The 15253-nt window shown below is 71.4% G+C and carries 13 protein-coding genes; 3 read left to right on the top strand and 10 right to left on the bottom strand.

The genetic code is table 11. From position 1 onward, the window contains the following. Positions 1 to 89 precede the first annotated feature (89 nt). Positions 90 to 2210: an elongation factor G gene (gene fusA, locus GT354_RS48030; protein ID WP_161364199.1), complete on the bottom strand. Its 2121-nt coding sequence runs from the start codon at positions 2208 to 2210 to the stop codon at positions 90 to 92. A 773-nt stretch (positions 2211 to 2983) separates the two neighbouring features. Here fusA and GT354_RS48025 point away from each other — a divergent pair. After that, a complete protein-coding gene (locus GT354_RS48025; RefSeq protein WP_161364197.1) occupies positions 2984 to 3985 on the top strand; it encodes a hypothetical protein in 1002 nt (333 codons plus the stop codon). Positions 3986 to 4004: 19 nt separating this feature from the next. Here GT354_RS48025 and GT354_RS56955 read toward each other — a convergent pair whose 3' ends face one another. The 6 genes from GT354_RS56955 to GT354_RS47995 form a co-directional block, all read right to left on the bottom strand. Then, complete coding sequence (locus tag GT354_RS56955; RefSeq protein WP_161364195.1) at positions 4005 to 5552, bottom strand: PQQ-binding-like beta-propeller repeat protein; 1548 nt, start codon at positions 5550 to 5552, stop codon at positions 4005 to 4007. Between the two features lie 479 nt (positions 5553 to 6031). Continuing rightward, positions 6032 to 6313 carry a hypothetical protein gene (locus tag GT354_RS48015; protein ID WP_161364193.1) on the bottom strand — a complete coding sequence of 94 codons (282 nt, stop codon included), beginning with the start codon at positions 6311 to 6313 and terminating at the stop codon, positions 6032 to 6034. A gap of 153 nt (positions 6314 to 6466) precedes the next feature. Then, positions 6467 to 7951, bottom strand: a complete 1485-nt coding sequence (locus GT354_RS48010; RefSeq protein ID WP_161364190.1) for a radical SAM protein — start codon at positions 7949 to 7951, stop codon at positions 6467 to 6469. Between the two features lie 152 nt (positions 7952 to 8103). Further along, positions 8104 to 9186: an acyltransferase family protein gene (locus GT354_RS48005; protein ID WP_161364188.1), complete on the bottom strand. Its 1083-nt coding sequence runs from the start codon at positions 9184 to 9186 to the stop codon at positions 8104 to 8106. 59 nt (positions 9187 to 9245) lie between these two features. Continuing rightward, positions 9246 to 10460 carry a cation:proton antiporter gene (locus GT354_RS48000; protein WP_346012509.1) on the bottom strand — a complete coding sequence of 405 codons (1215 nt, stop codon included), beginning with the start codon at positions 10458 to 10460 and terminating at the stop codon, positions 9246 to 9248. 5 nt (positions 10461 to 10465) lie between these two features. After that, the gene (locus tag GT354_RS47995; protein ID WP_161364186.1) at positions 10466 to 10936 is read right to left on the bottom strand and encodes a cation:proton antiporter regulatory subunit; all 471 of its coding nucleotides are present in this window, start codon (positions 10934 to 10936) and stop codon (positions 10466 to 10468) included. A 289-nt stretch (positions 10937 to 11225) separates the two neighbouring features. Here GT354_RS47995 and GT354_RS47990 point away from each other — a divergent pair, with 289 nt between their 5' ends. After that, a complete protein-coding gene (locus GT354_RS47990; RefSeq protein WP_161364183.1) occupies positions 11226 to 12347 on the top strand; it encodes a histidine kinase in 1122 nt (373 codons plus the stop codon). Then, positions 12344 to 13006, top strand: a complete 663-nt coding sequence (locus GT354_RS47985; protein WP_161364181.1) for a response regulator transcription factor — start codon at positions 12344 to 12346, stop codon at positions 13004 to 13006. Before GT354_RS47990 ends, GT354_RS47985 begins: the two co-directional genes overlap by 4 nt. Before the next feature lie 32 nt (positions 13007 to 13038). Here GT354_RS47985 and GT354_RS47980 read toward each other — a convergent pair whose 3' ends face one another. The 3 genes from GT354_RS47980 to GT354_RS47970 all read right to left on the bottom strand — a co-directional run bounded on the left by GT354_RS47980 (position 13039) and on the right by GT354_RS47970 (position 15177). Beyond that, positions 13039 to 14286 carry a sigma-70 family RNA polymerase sigma factor gene (locus GT354_RS47980; protein WP_161364179.1) on the bottom strand — a complete coding sequence of 416 codons (1248 nt, stop codon included), beginning with the start codon at positions 14284 to 14286 and terminating at the stop codon, positions 13039 to 13041. Further along, entirely contained in the window at positions 14283 to 14678 is a 396-nt protein-coding gene (locus tag GT354_RS47975) for a YciI family protein (protein WP_161364177.1), read from the bottom strand. The genes GT354_RS47980 and GT354_RS47975 overlap by 4 nt, the downstream gene beginning before the upstream one ends. Positions 14679 to 14772: 94 nt before the next feature. Further along, on the bottom strand, positions 14773 to 15177 hold the full coding sequence (locus GT354_RS47970) for a VOC family protein (protein ID WP_161364175.1): 405 nt from the start codon (positions 15175 to 15177) through the stop codon (positions 14773 to 14775). Positions 15178 to 15253: the final 76 nt, after the last annotated feature.

The raw sequence follows: 15253 nt of genomic DNA, 5'->3' as shown, positions 1-15253 counted from the left end.
CCGCCCGCGCGGCCGGCGGCCGCCCCGCCGCGACGATCGCGACGGGGCGGCCGGTCGAGCCGTCACCCGGCCGGCGGGAGCCCTTCCCTCTACTTCCCCCGGGCCCTGCCGACGATCTCGTCCGCGACGTGCCGCGGCACGTGCGCGTACGAGTCGAACTGCATCGAGTAGCCGGCCCGTCCGGAGGTCCTGCTGCGCAGATCGCCCACATAGCCGAACATCTCGGCCAACGGCACCAAGGCCGTGACCACCTTGGCTCCCGAACGCTCCGCGAGGCCCCGTACGTGGCCCCGACGGGCGTTGAGATCGCCGATCACATCACCCATGTAGTCCTCCGGGGTGATCACCTCGACCGCCATCATCGGCTCCAACAAGGCAGGCGAAGCCAGCCGCGCGGCCTCCTTGAAGGCGATCGAACCGGCGATCTCGAAGGCCGTCTCCGACGAGTCGACGTCGTGATACGCACCGTCGAGCAGCGTCACCCGAACCCCGGTCAGCGGGAAGCCGGCCAGCACCCCGAACGCCAGGGCCGACCGACAGCCCGCGTCCACGGACGGGATGTACTCCCTCGGGACGCGCCCGCCGGCGACCTTGTCGACGAACTCGTAGCCGCCTCCCGGCAACGGTTCGAGCGCGATCCGTACCTTCGCGAACTGCCCCTTGCCTCCGTTCTGCCTCCGGTGCGTGTAGTCGTGGCGCTCCACCGACGCGAGCACCGTCTCGCGATACGCCACCTGCGGTCGGCCCACGTCCGCCGCTACGTCGAACTCCCGGCGCATCCGGTCGACCAGTACATCCAGGTGCAGTTCGCCCATGCCCGCGACGATGGTCTGACCGGTCTCGTCGTCGGTCTTGACGAGGAAGGACGGGTCCTCCTCCGCCAGGCGTTGGATGGCCACGCCCAACTTCTCCCGGTCGACCCTGGACCTGGGTTCGATGGCGACCTCGAGGACCGGGGCCGGGAAGTCCATCGACTCCAGGATCACCGGATGCGCCGGCGCGCACAGCGTCTCGCCCGTGGTGGTCTGCTTCAGACCCGTGACGGCGACGATGTCGCCCGCACCGGCGGACGCGATGTCCTCCCGCTGGTCGGCGTGCATCCGAAAGATCTTGGCGATTCGCTCCTTCCTGCCCTTGATCGGGTTCGACACCTGGTCGCCGGCGCCCAGCCGACCGGAGTACAGCCGGACGAACGTCAGCTTGCCCAGGTGCGGATCGCTCGCGATCTTGAACGCGAGCGCCGCGAACGGCTCGTCCTCCGCGGGCCTGCGACCGACCACCGCGGTCGGGTCGCCGACCGCGTGTCCCTCGATCGCGTCGACGTCCAGCGGTGACGGCAGGTAGCGCACGACCGCGTCGAGCAACGGCTGAACCCCCTTGTTCTTGAACGCCGTTCCGCACAGCACGGGAGTGATCGTGGTGCCGTCGCCGCTGCCGGAAACGACGGTGACCCGGCGGATCGCGGCGTGCAACTGCGCCTCGGTGGGCTCGACACCCTCCAGGTACGCCGCCATGAACGCCTCGTCGTGTTCGGCGACGGTTTCGAGCAACCGTCCCCGCCACTCGGCGGCGGCCTCGACGTGCGTATCCGGGATGTCGACCTCGTCGTACGCCTCGCCGAGCCCGGTCTCGGCGGACCAGACGAGCGCGCGCATGCGCACCAGATCGACGACGCCCCGGAAGCCGGCCTCGGCGCCGATCGGCAGTTGCAGCACGAGCGCCACCGCGCCGAGCCGCGCGCCGATCATCTCGACGCAGCGATGGAACTCGGCTCCGGTGCGGTCGAGTTTGTTGACGAAGCAGATCCTGGGTACGCGATAGCGGTCCGCCTGGCGCCACACCGTCTCGGACTGCGGCTCGACGCCCGCGACGCCGTCGAACACCGCCACCGCGCCGTCGAGCACGCGCAGGCAGCGTTCGACCTCGACGGTGAAGTCGACGTGCCCGGGGGTGTCGATGATGTTGATCGGATGATCGACGCCGTCGAGCGTCCAGTGGCAGGTCGTCGCGGCCGAGGTGATGGTGATGCCGCGCTCGCGCTCCTGGGCCATGTAGTCCATCGTGGCGGCGCCGTCGTGCACCTCGCCGATCTTGTACGAGACGCCCGTGTAGAACAGGATCCGCTCGGTGGTGGTGGTCTTGCCCGCGTCGATGTGGGCCATGATCCCGATGTTGCGGACATCGGCGAGGTTGCGCGTGGTGGTGACCATAACGGTTCGTTCTTCTCTCGGTTCTCGATGACGGGCGGGCGGATGAACGCGGCGACGAAACGGATCGATCGACCGACGGGTCGGCCTCGGAGCGCCGACCGGAGTCGTTGTACGGGGGTACACGGCGCGACGCCCAGCCGGCCGGCGACCTCGCCGAGCGCACGCCTCGCCGAGCGCACGGCGAACCGCCCGTACGGATATCCGGACAGGTCGATCGGGTACGCGCGGGTCGGGGCAGGACGAACATCGCATGCCGGGTCCGCCGGATCCCCCGACGGGGACGCGGCGGCACGCCCGGCACGTCGAGGCCGACGGCGACACGACACCCCGCACCGGCGTGACGCGGCGCGAACCGCGGGCGGGGGACGGGAAGCGACGTGCGACGTCAGGGGCCTGGACAGGCCGGGCTCAGGGAGTCCCGACGGCCTTCGGGTCGGCTTCGGCGACGGTCTTCGGCCGCGGGCCGGCGGGCGGGGCGACGGACGTCGACCTACCTACCGAGACGGCGGCTCAACCGCGGGGCGACCCGGAGCGATCGGGCCAACGGCCCTTCCACGGCTCCCGGTTCGTCGCCGGATGCGCGCTTCGCGGGCGGGTGCCGAACGCGAAGCGCCGCTCACCGATCCCCTTGAACGTCGCATCCATGACGCCAACCTAGGGCCCGGCGCCGGGTGCGGTCACCTGGATTTAGCGCCGCCGGCCGTCGGCAGGGGGACCCACGTTGCTACCTTGGTGCGGCCCGAGCCGGTCGTTCTGCGGGGAGGATCCGACCGATGGCCCATGCCGGCCAGCAACTGCACGCACAACCGCATCCGTACACACCACCGCATCCGCACGCACACCCACCCGCCGACCCGTCCGTGCAGGCGCAATCCGCCCACCAGGCGGCCTTGATCGCGCGCAATCGGATCGAGCGCCGGTGGATCGGCATCGTGACGGCGGTGGTGGTCCCGGGCGTCCTGGCCCACCGGATCCTGCGGCCGTCGCACCGCATCGGACGCCCGGACCGGCTGATGGGCAACCTCAACCGGGTCCGCGCGTGGCTCGGCCTGACGATCGTGCTGGCCGTGTTCCTGCGCGCCCTGTACAAGGAGAGCAGCCACCCGACCGGCACGTCGACCAAACCCCGCGGCCTGCAGATCTTCAGCGAGCTGGTGTCCGCGCTGGTCCGGCGGATGGTGCTGCTGCCCCTGTACGGCATCGTCGGGATCCTGTTGATCGGCTGCCTCATGGTGATGCTGGCCCGCCCCGAGATGCGCGGGCCGACCCTGCGGCAACTGATCCATCCGGTCCGGGCGGTCGGGCTGTTCATGGTGGTGCCCGTACTCGGGACGGCGCTCGCGTGGGGGACTCGCAAGGGAGCGGGACTGGGCTCCAACACCAACACGCTGCGCACCGACGGGACCACGGTCCAACTCGCGCTGTCGTGGGTGTCGATGGTGACGGCGCTGTGGGTCTTCGGATTCGCGATCGTGGCCATCTGGCAGGTGGCTCAACACCTGTTCTCGGCGGCGGACGGCCACCCGATGCTGCCCGCGCTGATGGCGATGTGGCTGGCCTGGACGTTCACGTGCACCGACCTGTTCCTCAAGACCGACAACATGCTGTTCGCGGGCTCCGACATCGTGCCGGACAACCTCAAGGCCGTGGTCGGGATCGGCGGTTCGGCGATCATCACCGCGTTGAGCGTCTGGGAGATCCGGCGGCTCGGACGGTGGAACGGGATCACCTGGCGCAGCGGCCCGTGGGGCATGAGGACACCGTCCCGGCCGTGACCCCACAGGCACCCGCAAGCTACCCGCCGACGATGAGCCGGTAGCCCAGGGCCTGGTCGCCGACGTCCTCCTTGACCAGGAAAAGCCGGCCGTCCTGCTCGAACGGCTTGGGCATGTCCAGCGCGAGAGCGGCACCCAAGCGCAGCGGATACTCGTCGACGACCCGGATGTGACCGTCGCCCGCAGCGAATCGCACCAGCCGCGGCGGCTTGCCGATACCGGCGTTCACCCACACCCGCAGACCGCCGTCCTCGTCGATCCGGATCGGCGCGGCCTTGCTGTCGACGCTCATGCCGAGCGCCTTGACGGCCGCCGGGAGCGCCGACACCCAGCGGACGTTGCCGGTCGCGCGATCGACCGCGACGATCTGATTGGCCCACAGCTTGGCCGAAGTGTGCAGGGACTGGCCGTTGTTGCCGGGGATGTAGATCGTGCGCTCGTCCGCGAGGATGCGCGGTGTGGGGCCCAGGGCGTTCGAGATCACCGGGTTGCCCGTCTCGATCGTGTAGGCGGGTTCGCCCTTGTCGGTCAACACGGTCAGGCGCGGCACGCCGGTGGTGACCGGTTCGTCGACGATCACCGGTGATGTGGCGACCACCGGTGACCCGAGGATCGTGCCGCCCTTGGGCAGGGCGTGCGCCCATGCCGGTTTTCCGGTCGCCGGGTTTACCGCCCAGACCGTATCGGTGGTGCCACAGCGCCCGTTGGCCACCAACGCGGCCCCGCCGCGAAACGCGGAGACGTGGCAGCCGGCCCCGAAACCGCGATCCGCGGCCCAGAGCCGGGCACCGTCCTTGATCCGGAACGCCGTGTCGGCGGTGACGGCGACCCCCTGCGACACCGCCAGGCGTTCGCCGCCGCCGGTGAGCGAGTCCTTGTCGGGGCGCGGCTTGACCCACACCTCCCTTCCCGAGGAGATGTCGACGCCCGCGATCCGGTCACACGCACCCCCGACGCCGTAGACGACCACGGCGATCGGACCGTCGGTCGCGTCACCGGCGGCGCACATCGCGGCGCCGTCCGGCAGCGGCGACTCCCATACCGTGGCCCCGGTGTCGACGCGGTACGCCACCACGCGCGAGAGTTCGGAGCGCACCACGGTGTCCCCCCGGAACCACGTGCCCTCCAGTACGCGCGAGTCCGCGACCGGCGTCCGCGTGATCGGGGGGCCGTCGCGGCCGTCCTTCAACGCCCAGGCGACCCTGTTACGGCGGCCGGTGTTGTCGTAGTCGGTGGTGTCCTTTCCCGCCTGCCGCACGGCCCCGACCCCGGCGACCGCGAGCACCGCGAGGGCCAGGACGGTGCTTCGGAGCAGGATGGGGCGCGTCCGTGGGGTCCGGATCCGAGTGGGGTCGAGGGGCGGCCCGAAGACGAAGCCGTGCCCGTGGGGGGTGGGTTGGGCCGGGGCGGGCCCGGCCGTCGGTCGGGCGGTGGGGCCGGTCGGTCCGCTCGGTCCGCCGTAGGGCGGCGACGAGTACGGGTAGGGCGTGGCCTGGGGAGCGGGATCGAACAGCGGCAGGCTGGGGTTGACCACGAACCCGCCCTGCGACGCGTTCGGAAACGGCACGGGGCGGGGCGTGGCCTGCTGCGGATTCGGGTTCGGGTGCGAATGCGGCTGCGGCTGTGGGTGGGGTTGCAGGTACGAAGGCTGCTGCGCCTGCGCCTGCGGCGGCGAGGACGGTGTCCGAGCGTGCGACGGTTGCTGCGGCTGTGCTTGGGGCGGCATGAACGGCGGTTGGCCGTGGGCCTGCCGTTGCGCATGCGGCTGCGGCTGCGGCGGCGGCGAGGACGGTGTGCGAGCGTGGGGTGGTTGCGGTTGCGCGGGCGGGTGGGGCTGCGGGTGCGACGGTTGCTGCGGCTGTGCTTGGGGCGGCTGGAACGGCGGCTGGGCGTGCGCCCGCCCCGCCTGCCCCGGCTGCGGGTTCGCAGGTCGCGGCGATTGCGGCGGCAGGAAAGGCGGCGGCATGAAGGGCGGCGGCTGCGCCCCCTCCCGCCCGGTCCGTGCCCGCCGTTCCTCTTCGGTCTCCCACGGGTGGTCCGGCGTGCTCACGCGCCGCCTCCGGTCCCCGGTGCCGCCGGGACGCCCAGCCCCACGTGGCGCGGACCGGGCAACTCCTTCAGGTCGTCGCGGCCCACCGGCCCGGCGATTTGGCTCACGTTGTGCATCCACAGCACCAGGAACACGATCACCGCGGCCGACGCGGCCGTGATGAGCACGCTCACCACGACGACGAGCGCCTTCCGCGGCGGCAGCGGCAGCGGCGCCTCCGGTCCGCCGGGACCGCCCGCGGGCCACGCTTCCCGCGATGGTGGATATGGCTGCGTCATGTGACCCCGACCCCCGTGTTCCCGTCCCGTTGCGCCCTGCGGCGCGGCGGCGCGGCGGTCGCCACACACCGACTCCCGCCGCGCCGATCACCGTACCGATCCCGGCCGGCTCCCGCTCACGCGCGGGTCGGTCACGGCTGCCTCACGGCTGCCTCACGTGTCCTTCGGGATCGCCGAGTTCAGCTCCGTGCGCTGCGCGACCAGATTGTCGGGCCGCAGTCCCGGGGCCAGATCCGGGGCGTAGTTCGCGACGATCTCGCGGTAGCGCGACATCGTCGGGTCGTCCATGATCTCCACGCCCTCGTCGGCGACCGGGACGGTGAGATAGCTGCCCACCCGGCCGAGTTCGTGCGCGAGGTGGCTCATGTCGACGGCGAAGCGATTGACCATCAGGCGCTTGTCGGGGTCGGGGTGCGATATCTCGTTCGCGAGCGTCTCGAACCCCAGGTTCAGGAACAGGTCGGGCTCGTCCAGCAGGCGAGTGTGGGCGGCGGATCCCTGCCAGCCCCGACGATTCCAGTTGGAGTTCCCCGGGATCTCGTTCTTGGCCGGAAAACCCCGGTACTCGGAGTTCGGGAAGGTCTCCAGGAGCAGACCACACAGTTCCCGGGTCTCGGCGAGAGTGTCCCGAGTGTCCTCGGGGATCCCGAACACGTACAAGATCTCCGGAACGAACCGGTTCGCCTCCATGTGCTCGAACGCGCGCAGCAGTTCCGAACGCAGCCCGTCGGCGTGCTTGCGCATCGCCCGGACCACGTCGGCCGACGCGGCCCCGTCCGCCCCGAACCCGAACCGGGAGAAGCCCGCGCCGGCGGTGAGGTCGCGGATCTGTTCGGACTTCATCGCGGCGTTGTACGAATCGGCACGGGTCAGCGCGCGCAGCCCGATGTCGAGACCGTGCCGCTCGCGCAACTCGATCACGCCCTCCAGGAGCCGGGTCAACCGCGCGATGTCCCCGCCGGGCAACGCCTGTTGGAAGAAGTCGAGCGACGTGCAGTACAGGTCGATCGAGGACACCCCGAACCGCTTGGCCAACCGGCAGTGCAGATCCAGGTGCGTGGGCACGTCGAAGAACGATTCGCGCCGCTGGATCTGCGCACCGCAGAAACTGCACCCGAACAGACATCCCTGCGAGAAGGGCAGCGTCATCTCGTTCGCGAGGTAGACGCGCAGGTCCGCGTCGCTCAGCTTCGCCACCTGGCGTTCGAGGTCGACGTCCATCGCCCCGGGAAGCCCCGCGAGCGCCTGACGGTCGGTCTTGTGTCCGCCGGGGAAGACCCGCTGAAACTCCTCCTCGGACAGCTTCTCGATGCCCTGTCCGCCGACGTGGATCCGCCCGGAGTCGACGCGTTCGGCGAGGTAACGGAACACGTGATAAGCCGGGGTGATGTTCTGCGCCCCCATCACGGAGATGCCGTACGAGTCGTATCCCGCCACGTCGGACGCGTCGCGCAGGTCGTGCAACTGGCAGTCGAACAAACGCGTCTCGGCGAAGCCGTGCAGTTCCAGGAGCTCGGCCGCGTACAGCGGGGCGACCGGAAGAAAGGGCTGACGATCCGTCACGAACGGGGTGCCCTGGGCGAGATAGTTGTCGTGCACGTACGGCGGATGGATCATCAGGGTTCGGCCGGTGGGCACCGCACGATTCCCGAACGGACGGATGGACACAGGTACGGACGCGGTCACGATTCCCCCAAGGATGCTCGGCCTCGCGGTACTACCGTCGCCTCGATCCTCCGACCACGCCCAGAGGTGGTACAGGGCAGAACCGGCCATCGGCCGCGAGCGCGCTACCGCCGCGCCGGACGTGGCGAGCGCCGGTCGAGCATCCGATCCCGCAGCCGGGTCAACGCCCGATACGCGGGCCGTTCCACCCACACGGTGAGCGCCCACCCCAACACGATCCCGGTGGCGAGCATGCCGAGCACCTGCACCGACCGCCCGGCCCCGAGATCGTGCAGCCGCCGCATCACCACGGTGCCCGCGGCCTGATGCATCAGATAGACGCCGTAGCCGATCCCGGCGAGCCATCGCACCCCCGGCCGCACCACGGCCGGGACCACGACGTCCCAGTCGGGCCCCAGAGCGGCGGCACACACCGCGCCGATCCCGAACGCCACGCCGATCGTCGTGCCCACCTCCAGGGTCTGCAACGCGTGCGCCGCCAGGCACGCGGCGACCAGGGCGAAGCCGGGGACCCGGCCCACGCGCCCGGCCGCGAGCAGATACACCGCGACGCCCGCGACGAGCAGGTGCATGCGGTACAGGCCCAGGCCGTCGTACACCATCCGGAACGGCTCCGCCGCCGCGTACACCCGCACCGGCCACAGCGCCACCTCGACCACCAGGCCACACAGCAGCAACCGGACCGCGCCGCCGCGCCGGCGGCGAGCGGCCACGAGCACGGCCGTGAAACCCACGAGTTGGATCGGCAGGGTCCAGTAGGAGGAGTCCACGAACGGGTGGCTCTGCGGCTTCCACTGCCACAACATCAGCAGGTTCGCGCCGACGTCACGCCAGGTCGGCGACCACCAGTCGGCCGGCGAGAACACCACCGTCAGCAGCGCCGTCACCGGCACCGCGACCCAGAACGCGGGCAGGATCCGGCACAGCCGGCCGATCCACCACCGCAGCGGCTCTCCGCGACGCACGGACACGCCCGCGAAGTAACCCGAGACCACCAACAACACACTCGCGCCCACCGGATAGGCGAACTCGACGCCGTGCGACGCCAGTTCCGGATGCCAGCGGGGAGCCAGCCAGGTCGCGTGGTAGAGCATCACCAAAAGCACCGCCGACGCCCGGAGCACGTCCCAGCTCAACCGGCGCGGCTGCGCGGCCCCGGCCGGGGGCGGCGGACGATCCGAACCCATACGCGGGCGACTCCCGGAACTCGTGTGCGGGCGACGTTCGATCGGACCGGACCCGCGGCTCACTCGCCGACGACCGCCGGGGCCTCGTCGACCGCGTCCGCGGTGCGCGAGGACGGCCGCACCCGAGCGGTCACGAACGCGGCGACCGGTTCGGTGTAGCGAGCGGTCAACGGGCCGAGCACAACCAGGATCAGGACGTACGCGGTGGCCAGCGGGCCGAGGGAGGGTTCGATGCCGGCACTGACGGCGAGCCCGGCGATGACGATCGAGAACTCGCCGCGCGCCACGAGCGCACCGCCCGCCCGCCACCGACCGGTGGCGCCGATCCCCGCGCGTCTCGCCGCCCAATAGCCGGTCGCGATCTTCGTCGCCGCGGTGACCGCGGCCAACGCGAGCGCGGGCAACAGAACCGGCGGCAACCCGGACGGATCGGTGTGCAGACCGAAGAACACGAAGAACACCGCGGCGAACAGGTCCCGCAGCGGACTGAGCAGCGTGTGCGCACCCTCGGCGGCCTCACCCGACAGGGCGATGCCGACCAAAAAGGCCCCCACCGCGGCGGAGACCTGAAGCTGCTGGGCCAGCCCCGCGACCAAAAGGGTCAGGCCCAGCACCACCAGCAGCAGCTTCTCGGGGTCGTCGCTGGAGACGAAACGCGAGATCAACCGCCCGTAGCGGACGGCCACGAACAGCACGAGCCCCGCCGCGCCCAACGCGACCGCCAACGTCACGCTGCCCGCCGCCAGGCCGACACCCGCCAACAGGGCGGTGACCACCGGCAGGTACACGGCCATCGCCAGGTCCTCCAGGACCAGGATGCTCAGCAGTACCGGAGTCTCGCGATTGCCGAGCCGCCCCAGATCCCCCAACACCTTGGCGATCACCCCGGACGACGAGATCCAGGTGACCCCCGCCAAAACCACCGCGGCCACCGGCCCCCACCCCATGAGCAGCGCGGCCGCCGCCCCCGGGGTCGCGTTGAGGGCGCAGTCGACCAGGCCCGCCGGGTACTGGGTCTTGAGGTTGGAGACCAGTTCCCCGGCGGTGTACTCCAGACCGAGCATCAACAGCAGCAGGATCACGCCGATCTCGGCGCCGATCGCCACGAACTCCTCGCTCGTGCCCAGCGGAAGCAGGCCGCCCTCGCCGAACGCGAGCCCGGCCAGCAGATACAGCGGTATCGGCGAGAAGCGCAGCCGACCGGCGACCCGGCCGAGCAGACCCAGGCCCAGGATGATCGCGCCGAATTCGATCAGGAAGATCGCGGAATGCACCGGCGTCACTCTCGACCGAGGATCGCCGCGGCGGCCTCGATGCCCTCGCGCGTGCCCACCACGATCAGCGTGTCCCCGCCGGCCAGCCGAAAGTCCGGCGCGGGGGACGGGATCGCCTGCGCCCGGCGCAGGACCGCCACCACCGACGCCCCGGTATCGGTGCGCATACGCGTCTCGCCCAGCACCCGCCCGTTCCAGTGCGCGTGCGCCGACAGCGGGATCCGCTCCGCCACCAGGCCCAGATCGGTGGTGTGCAACACGTTCGGGCTGTGCGGCGAGGGCGTCAACGCGTCGATCAACGACGCGGACTCCGCGCCCGTCAGGTGCAGCGAGCGCCCGCACGCGTCCGGGTCGTCGGCGCGATACAGGCTCACCGTCCGGGTGCCGTCGCGGTGCGCGATCACCGACAGGTGACGCTGTTCTCGCGTGGTGAGGTCGTACCGGACACCGATGCCGGGCAAGGGTGTCGTGCTCATCCGCGGGGCGGGCACGGCCGTCCTCCTCTGGTCGTTCACGGGCGGATCCCGAAGGGTGTTCGGGGGTGCACACGGCGTGGTCGCCCGGCACAAGCCCGCCATGTTGCCACTTGACAGGGGTGCGGCGATATGGGTGTCAGTACGGATGGACAGGGCCCGCGACAACCGGACAAACTGGATCGCTTGTGCACCTTCGCGCAGGTCGTGAGGGTGCGGTAAGCCGGCGAAGGCCGGCGGGTTTCGGGAGGTGGGGCAGCGGTCGCGTCCGTCCACCAGGGAGGGTGGGGTCGTGTCGTTGTTCTGGCGGATCTTCCTGCTCAACGCGGTCGTGCTCGCGCTGGCCGCCGTGCTGTTGCTCGGACCGGTGACGGTCTCCACCCCGGTACTGCCCGGCCAGGCCCTGGTCCTGGCCGCCGGGTTGACGATGATGCTCGTCGTCAACGCCGTCATCCTGCGCGTCGCCCTCGCCCCGCTGCGCCGACTGACCCGGGCGATGAGCACGGCCGACCTGCTGCGCCCCGTCTCCCGCCCGGCGGTCACCGGATCGGGGGAGATCGCGGTCCTGGTCGCCACGTTCAACACGATGCTCGACCGTCTGGAAAGCGAACGCGCCACCAGCAGCGCCCGAGTCCTGTCCGCGCAGGAAGAAGAGCGTCGACGCATCGCCCGGGAACTGCACGACGAGATCGGACAGACGCTGACCGCCGTCCTCCTCCAGCTCAAGTACGCGAGCGACCGGGCCCCCGAACCGATCCGCGAGGACCTGCGCCTGTCGGTCGAGACCACTCGCGGCAGCCTCGACGAACTCCGCCGCATCGCGCGCCGGCTGCGCCCGGGCGTCCTGGAGGAACTCGGCCTGGCCAGCGCCCTGCGCGCGCTGGCCGCAGAGCTGAGCACGCCCGCGCTGGGCGTGCGCCATCGGCTCACCCCCGGGCTGGTCGCGCTGGACCGCGACACCGAACTCGTGGTCTACCGCGTCGCCCAGGAGGGCCTGACCAACGCCGCCCGGCACGCCGGCGCGGACCGGGCGAGGCTGGAGCTGCGCCCGGATCCGGCCGGCGGGGTCGAACTGTTGATCGCCGACAACGGCCGCGGCATCGGGACCGCGCCGGAGGGTGCCGGGATCCGGGGCATGCGCGAGCGGGCGCTGCTCGCCGGAGCCGACCTGTCGATCGGGTCCGGTCCGGCGGGCGGCACCGAGATCCGCCTGCGCGTGCCCGAACCGAAACCTCACGCCCCAGCGGAGCCCGCCGTGGGGGAACGCGCCGTACAGGAGCCCGCAGCACCGGAACCCGCTGCACGAGGATCAGCCGCTGCACGGGGATCAGCCACACGCGAGCCCGCTGCCCCGGAGTCCGCTGTACGGGGTCGCGGCGCACGCGAGCCCGCCGCACAGGAAGTCGAGCGATGACCGCACCGTTGGCGCCCACGCGCATCCTGCTCGCCGACGACCACGCGCTCGTGCGCCGCGGCGTGCGGCTCATCCTCGACCACGAACCCGACCTCACCGTCGTCGCCGAGGCCGACGACGGCGCCCAGGCGGTCGCACAGGCGCGCACCGCGCGGATCGATCTCGCCATCCTGGACATCTCGATGCCCCGGATGACCGGCCTGCAGGCCGCCCGCGAACTCTCCCGGCTCAAGCCGGACCTGCGCATCCTCATCCTGACCATGTACGACAACGAGCAGTACTTCTTCGAGGCGCTCAAGGCCGGGGCCAGTGGCTACGTGCCCAAGTCGGTCGCCGACCGCGACCTCGTCGAAGCGTGCCGAGCGGCGATGCGCGACGAGCCCTTCGTCTACCCCGGCGCGATCACCACCCTGACCCGCAGCTACCTCGACCGCGCCCGCCAAGGCGAGCCGTTGCCGGCCAGGGCGGTCACCGAGCGGGAGGAAGAGGTGCTCAAGCTGGTCGCGGAGGGGCACACGTCCCGGCAGATCGCGAACCTCCTGGTGATCAGCGTCAAGACCGTCGAACGCCACCGCGCCAACCTGCTGCACAAGCTCGGCCTGCGCGACCGCCTGGAACTGACCCGCTACGCGATCCGCGCCGGCCTCATCGAGCCGTGAACGGGAGCGACCGCGCGGCCGTGCTCGGCGAACTACCGGCGGGCCAGGCGTGCCTCGCGGTCCTGGAGGTAGCGCTGTTCGGGCAGGCTCGTGGTCAGTCGGGCGGCGATGCGGTAGGACGCTCGCGCGGCCTCGATGTCGCCGGCCGACTCCAACAGATGCGCGCGGACCGCAGGTAGACGGTGCCGGCCCGACATGCGCTGGTCGGCGTCCAAGGGCTCCAGGAGCGCGAGTCCGGCCCGCGGGCCGTGGGTCATCGCGACCGCCACCGCGTGATTGAGGGTGACCACGGGATTGGGGGCCAGGTCTTCCAGGACGCGATACAACTCGACGATCTGCGGCCAGTCGGTGTCCCGAGCGTGGGCGGCCTCCGCGTGCACGGCCGCGATGGCCGCCTGGACCTGGTACGGGCCGATCGGGGCGCGGGCCAGCGTGTCGGTGATCAGGGCGATGCCCTCGTCGACGTACGCGCGGTTCCATCGGTCGCGGTTTTGCTCGGCGAGGGGGACGAGGTTGCCTTCGGGGTCGGTACGGGCCGGCCGTCGCGCGTCGGTGAGCAGCATGAGCGCGAGCAGGCCGGCGACCTCGCCGTCGTCGGGGCGCAGGGCGCGTACCGTCCGGGTGAGCCGGATCGCCTCGCGCGCGAGGTCGGTGCGGTACAGGTCGGGGCCCGACGTGGCGGTGTACCCCTCGTTGAAGACGAGGTAGAGCACGTGCAGGACGGCGCGCAGGCGCTCCGGCAGCTCGTCCTCGGGCGGCCTGCGGAATCGGGCGCCGCCGGCCTTGACGCGCTGCTTGGCGCGGCCGATCCGTCGGGCCATCGTCGTCTCGGGAACCAGGAACGCGTTGGCGATCTCCGCCGTGGTCAGACCGCCGACGGCGCGCAGGGTCAGGGCGACCCGGGAGGACGGGCCGAGATCGTCGTGGCAGCACAGCAACAGCAGGGTGAGCGTGTCGTCCTCGCCCGCCGGCTCCCCGGCGTCGGCGGCCGGCGCGACGAGTTCGTCCGTCGGGGTCAGCGCGGCCGACCGCTCCTCGCGGCGCCGACTCGCCAGGTCGCTGCGAAAACGGTCGGTCATCCGCCGGGACGCGACGGTGACCAGCCAACCCTCCGGGCGATCCGGCACACCCTCCTTCGGCCACTGCGTGGCGGCGGCCAACAGGGCTTCCTGGACCGCGTCCTCGGCGGCCTCGAAGTCCGGGTGTCGGCGTACGAGCGCGCCGAGGACCCGCGGCGCCAGGCGGCGCAGCAGGTCCTCGACGTCGGGTTGCGTGTTCACATCTCCTGGCCGGACATGTCCATGATCGGACGGACCTCCAGCGCGGCGAACCGGGCGTCGGGGAAGCGCGCGGCGATCTCGGCTGCCCGTTCCGGACTGTCGCAGTCGACCACGAAATACCCGGCCAACTGCTCCTTGGCCTCGACGTAAGGACCGTCCGTGGTCGCCGGCACGCCCTCGCGCACCCGCACCGTGCGGGTGAGCACGGGGTCGGCCAGCGCCGCGCCGACGACCAACTCGCCCGAAGCGGAGATCTCGGTGAACAACGCGTCGGCCTGCCCGCTCAGGGCGTCCCGCTCGTCCTGCGGCAGCGCCAGGAACTCCGGGGTGCGGGCGAAGATCGGGTGTCCCCAGTTCTTCGGGTTGCTGTAGATCAAGAGCAGATACTTCATCTCGACTCCCTGTGGTTCTCGCGGTGGGCGGGCCGACTCGCACGGCCGGTTCGGCCGGTTCGGGCCGCGGGTGCGGCGCTGTGGGCGCGGCCGATCAGGCCGGACCCGCGACGCCGATCAGATGCCCCTCGGGGTCGGTGAAGTGCCCGACCGCGAAGTCGGCCGCCGAGGCCGGCTCGGGGCCCATCGTGCGAGTCCCGCCGAGGCTCTCCGCCTTGCGGAGCGCGGCCTCGACACTGGGCACGCCCACGTAGAACAGCACCCGGCGCTCGTGGTCCGCGCCGCCGGCGACGCCGCCGTTGATGCCGGGATTCCCGCCCCCGGCGTCGGTCTTCGCGCCGTCCACGAAGCCGTAGTTGCCGGGCTCGGAGATGGCCTCGGTGGCCGCGTCCCCGACATCGAACTCCCACCCGAACAGCTTGCCGTAGTAGTCGCGAAGCATCGCCGGATCGGTTCCCACGATCTCGAAGTGCACCACGGCCTGTCCCTTGATTCCCATGATCGCTCCCGTCCGCGTCGACGCATCGACGCTGTGTCCGCCGGTACCCGGAGTGGGCCCCGCATATCGAAGGTCG

Source organism: Streptomyces sp. SID3343 (assembly GCF_009865215.1).
GTDB lineage: Bacteria > Actinomycetota > Actinomycetes > Streptomycetales > Streptomycetaceae > Embleya.
This window is presented reverse-complemented; position numbering and strand designations above follow the sequence as displayed.

Coding starts and splice junctions, on each gene's coding strand:
- GT354_RS48015 (WP_161364193.1), bottom strand. CDS start 6,313: ATGACGCAGCCATATCCACCATCGCGGGAAGCGTGGCCCGCGGGCGGT.
- GT354_RS47985 (WP_161364181.1), top strand. CDS start 12,344: ATGACCGCACCGTTGGCGCCCACGCGCATCCTGCTCGCCGACGACCAC.
- GT354_RS47995 (WP_161364186.1), bottom strand. CDS start 10,936: ATGAGCACGACACCCTTGCCCGGCATCGGTGTCCGGTACGACCTCACC.
- GT354_RS47975 (WP_161364177.1), bottom strand. CDS start 14,678: ATGAAGTATCTGCTCTTGATCTACAGCAACCCGAAGAACTGGGGACAC.
- fusA (WP_161364199.1), bottom strand. CDS start 2,210: ATGGTCACCACCACGCGCAACCTCGCCGATGTCCGCAACATCGGGATC.
- GT354_RS48025 (WP_161364197.1), top strand. CDS start 2,984: ATGGCCCATGCCGGCCAGCAACTGCACGCACAACCGCATCCGTACACA.
- GT354_RS47970 (WP_161364175.1), bottom strand. CDS start 15,177: ATGGGAATCAAGGGACAGGCCGTGGTGCACTTCGAGATCGTGGGAACC.
- GT354_RS48005 (WP_161364188.1), bottom strand. CDS start 9,186: ATGGGTTCGGATCGTCCGCCGCCCCCGGCCGGGGCCGCGCAGCCGCGC.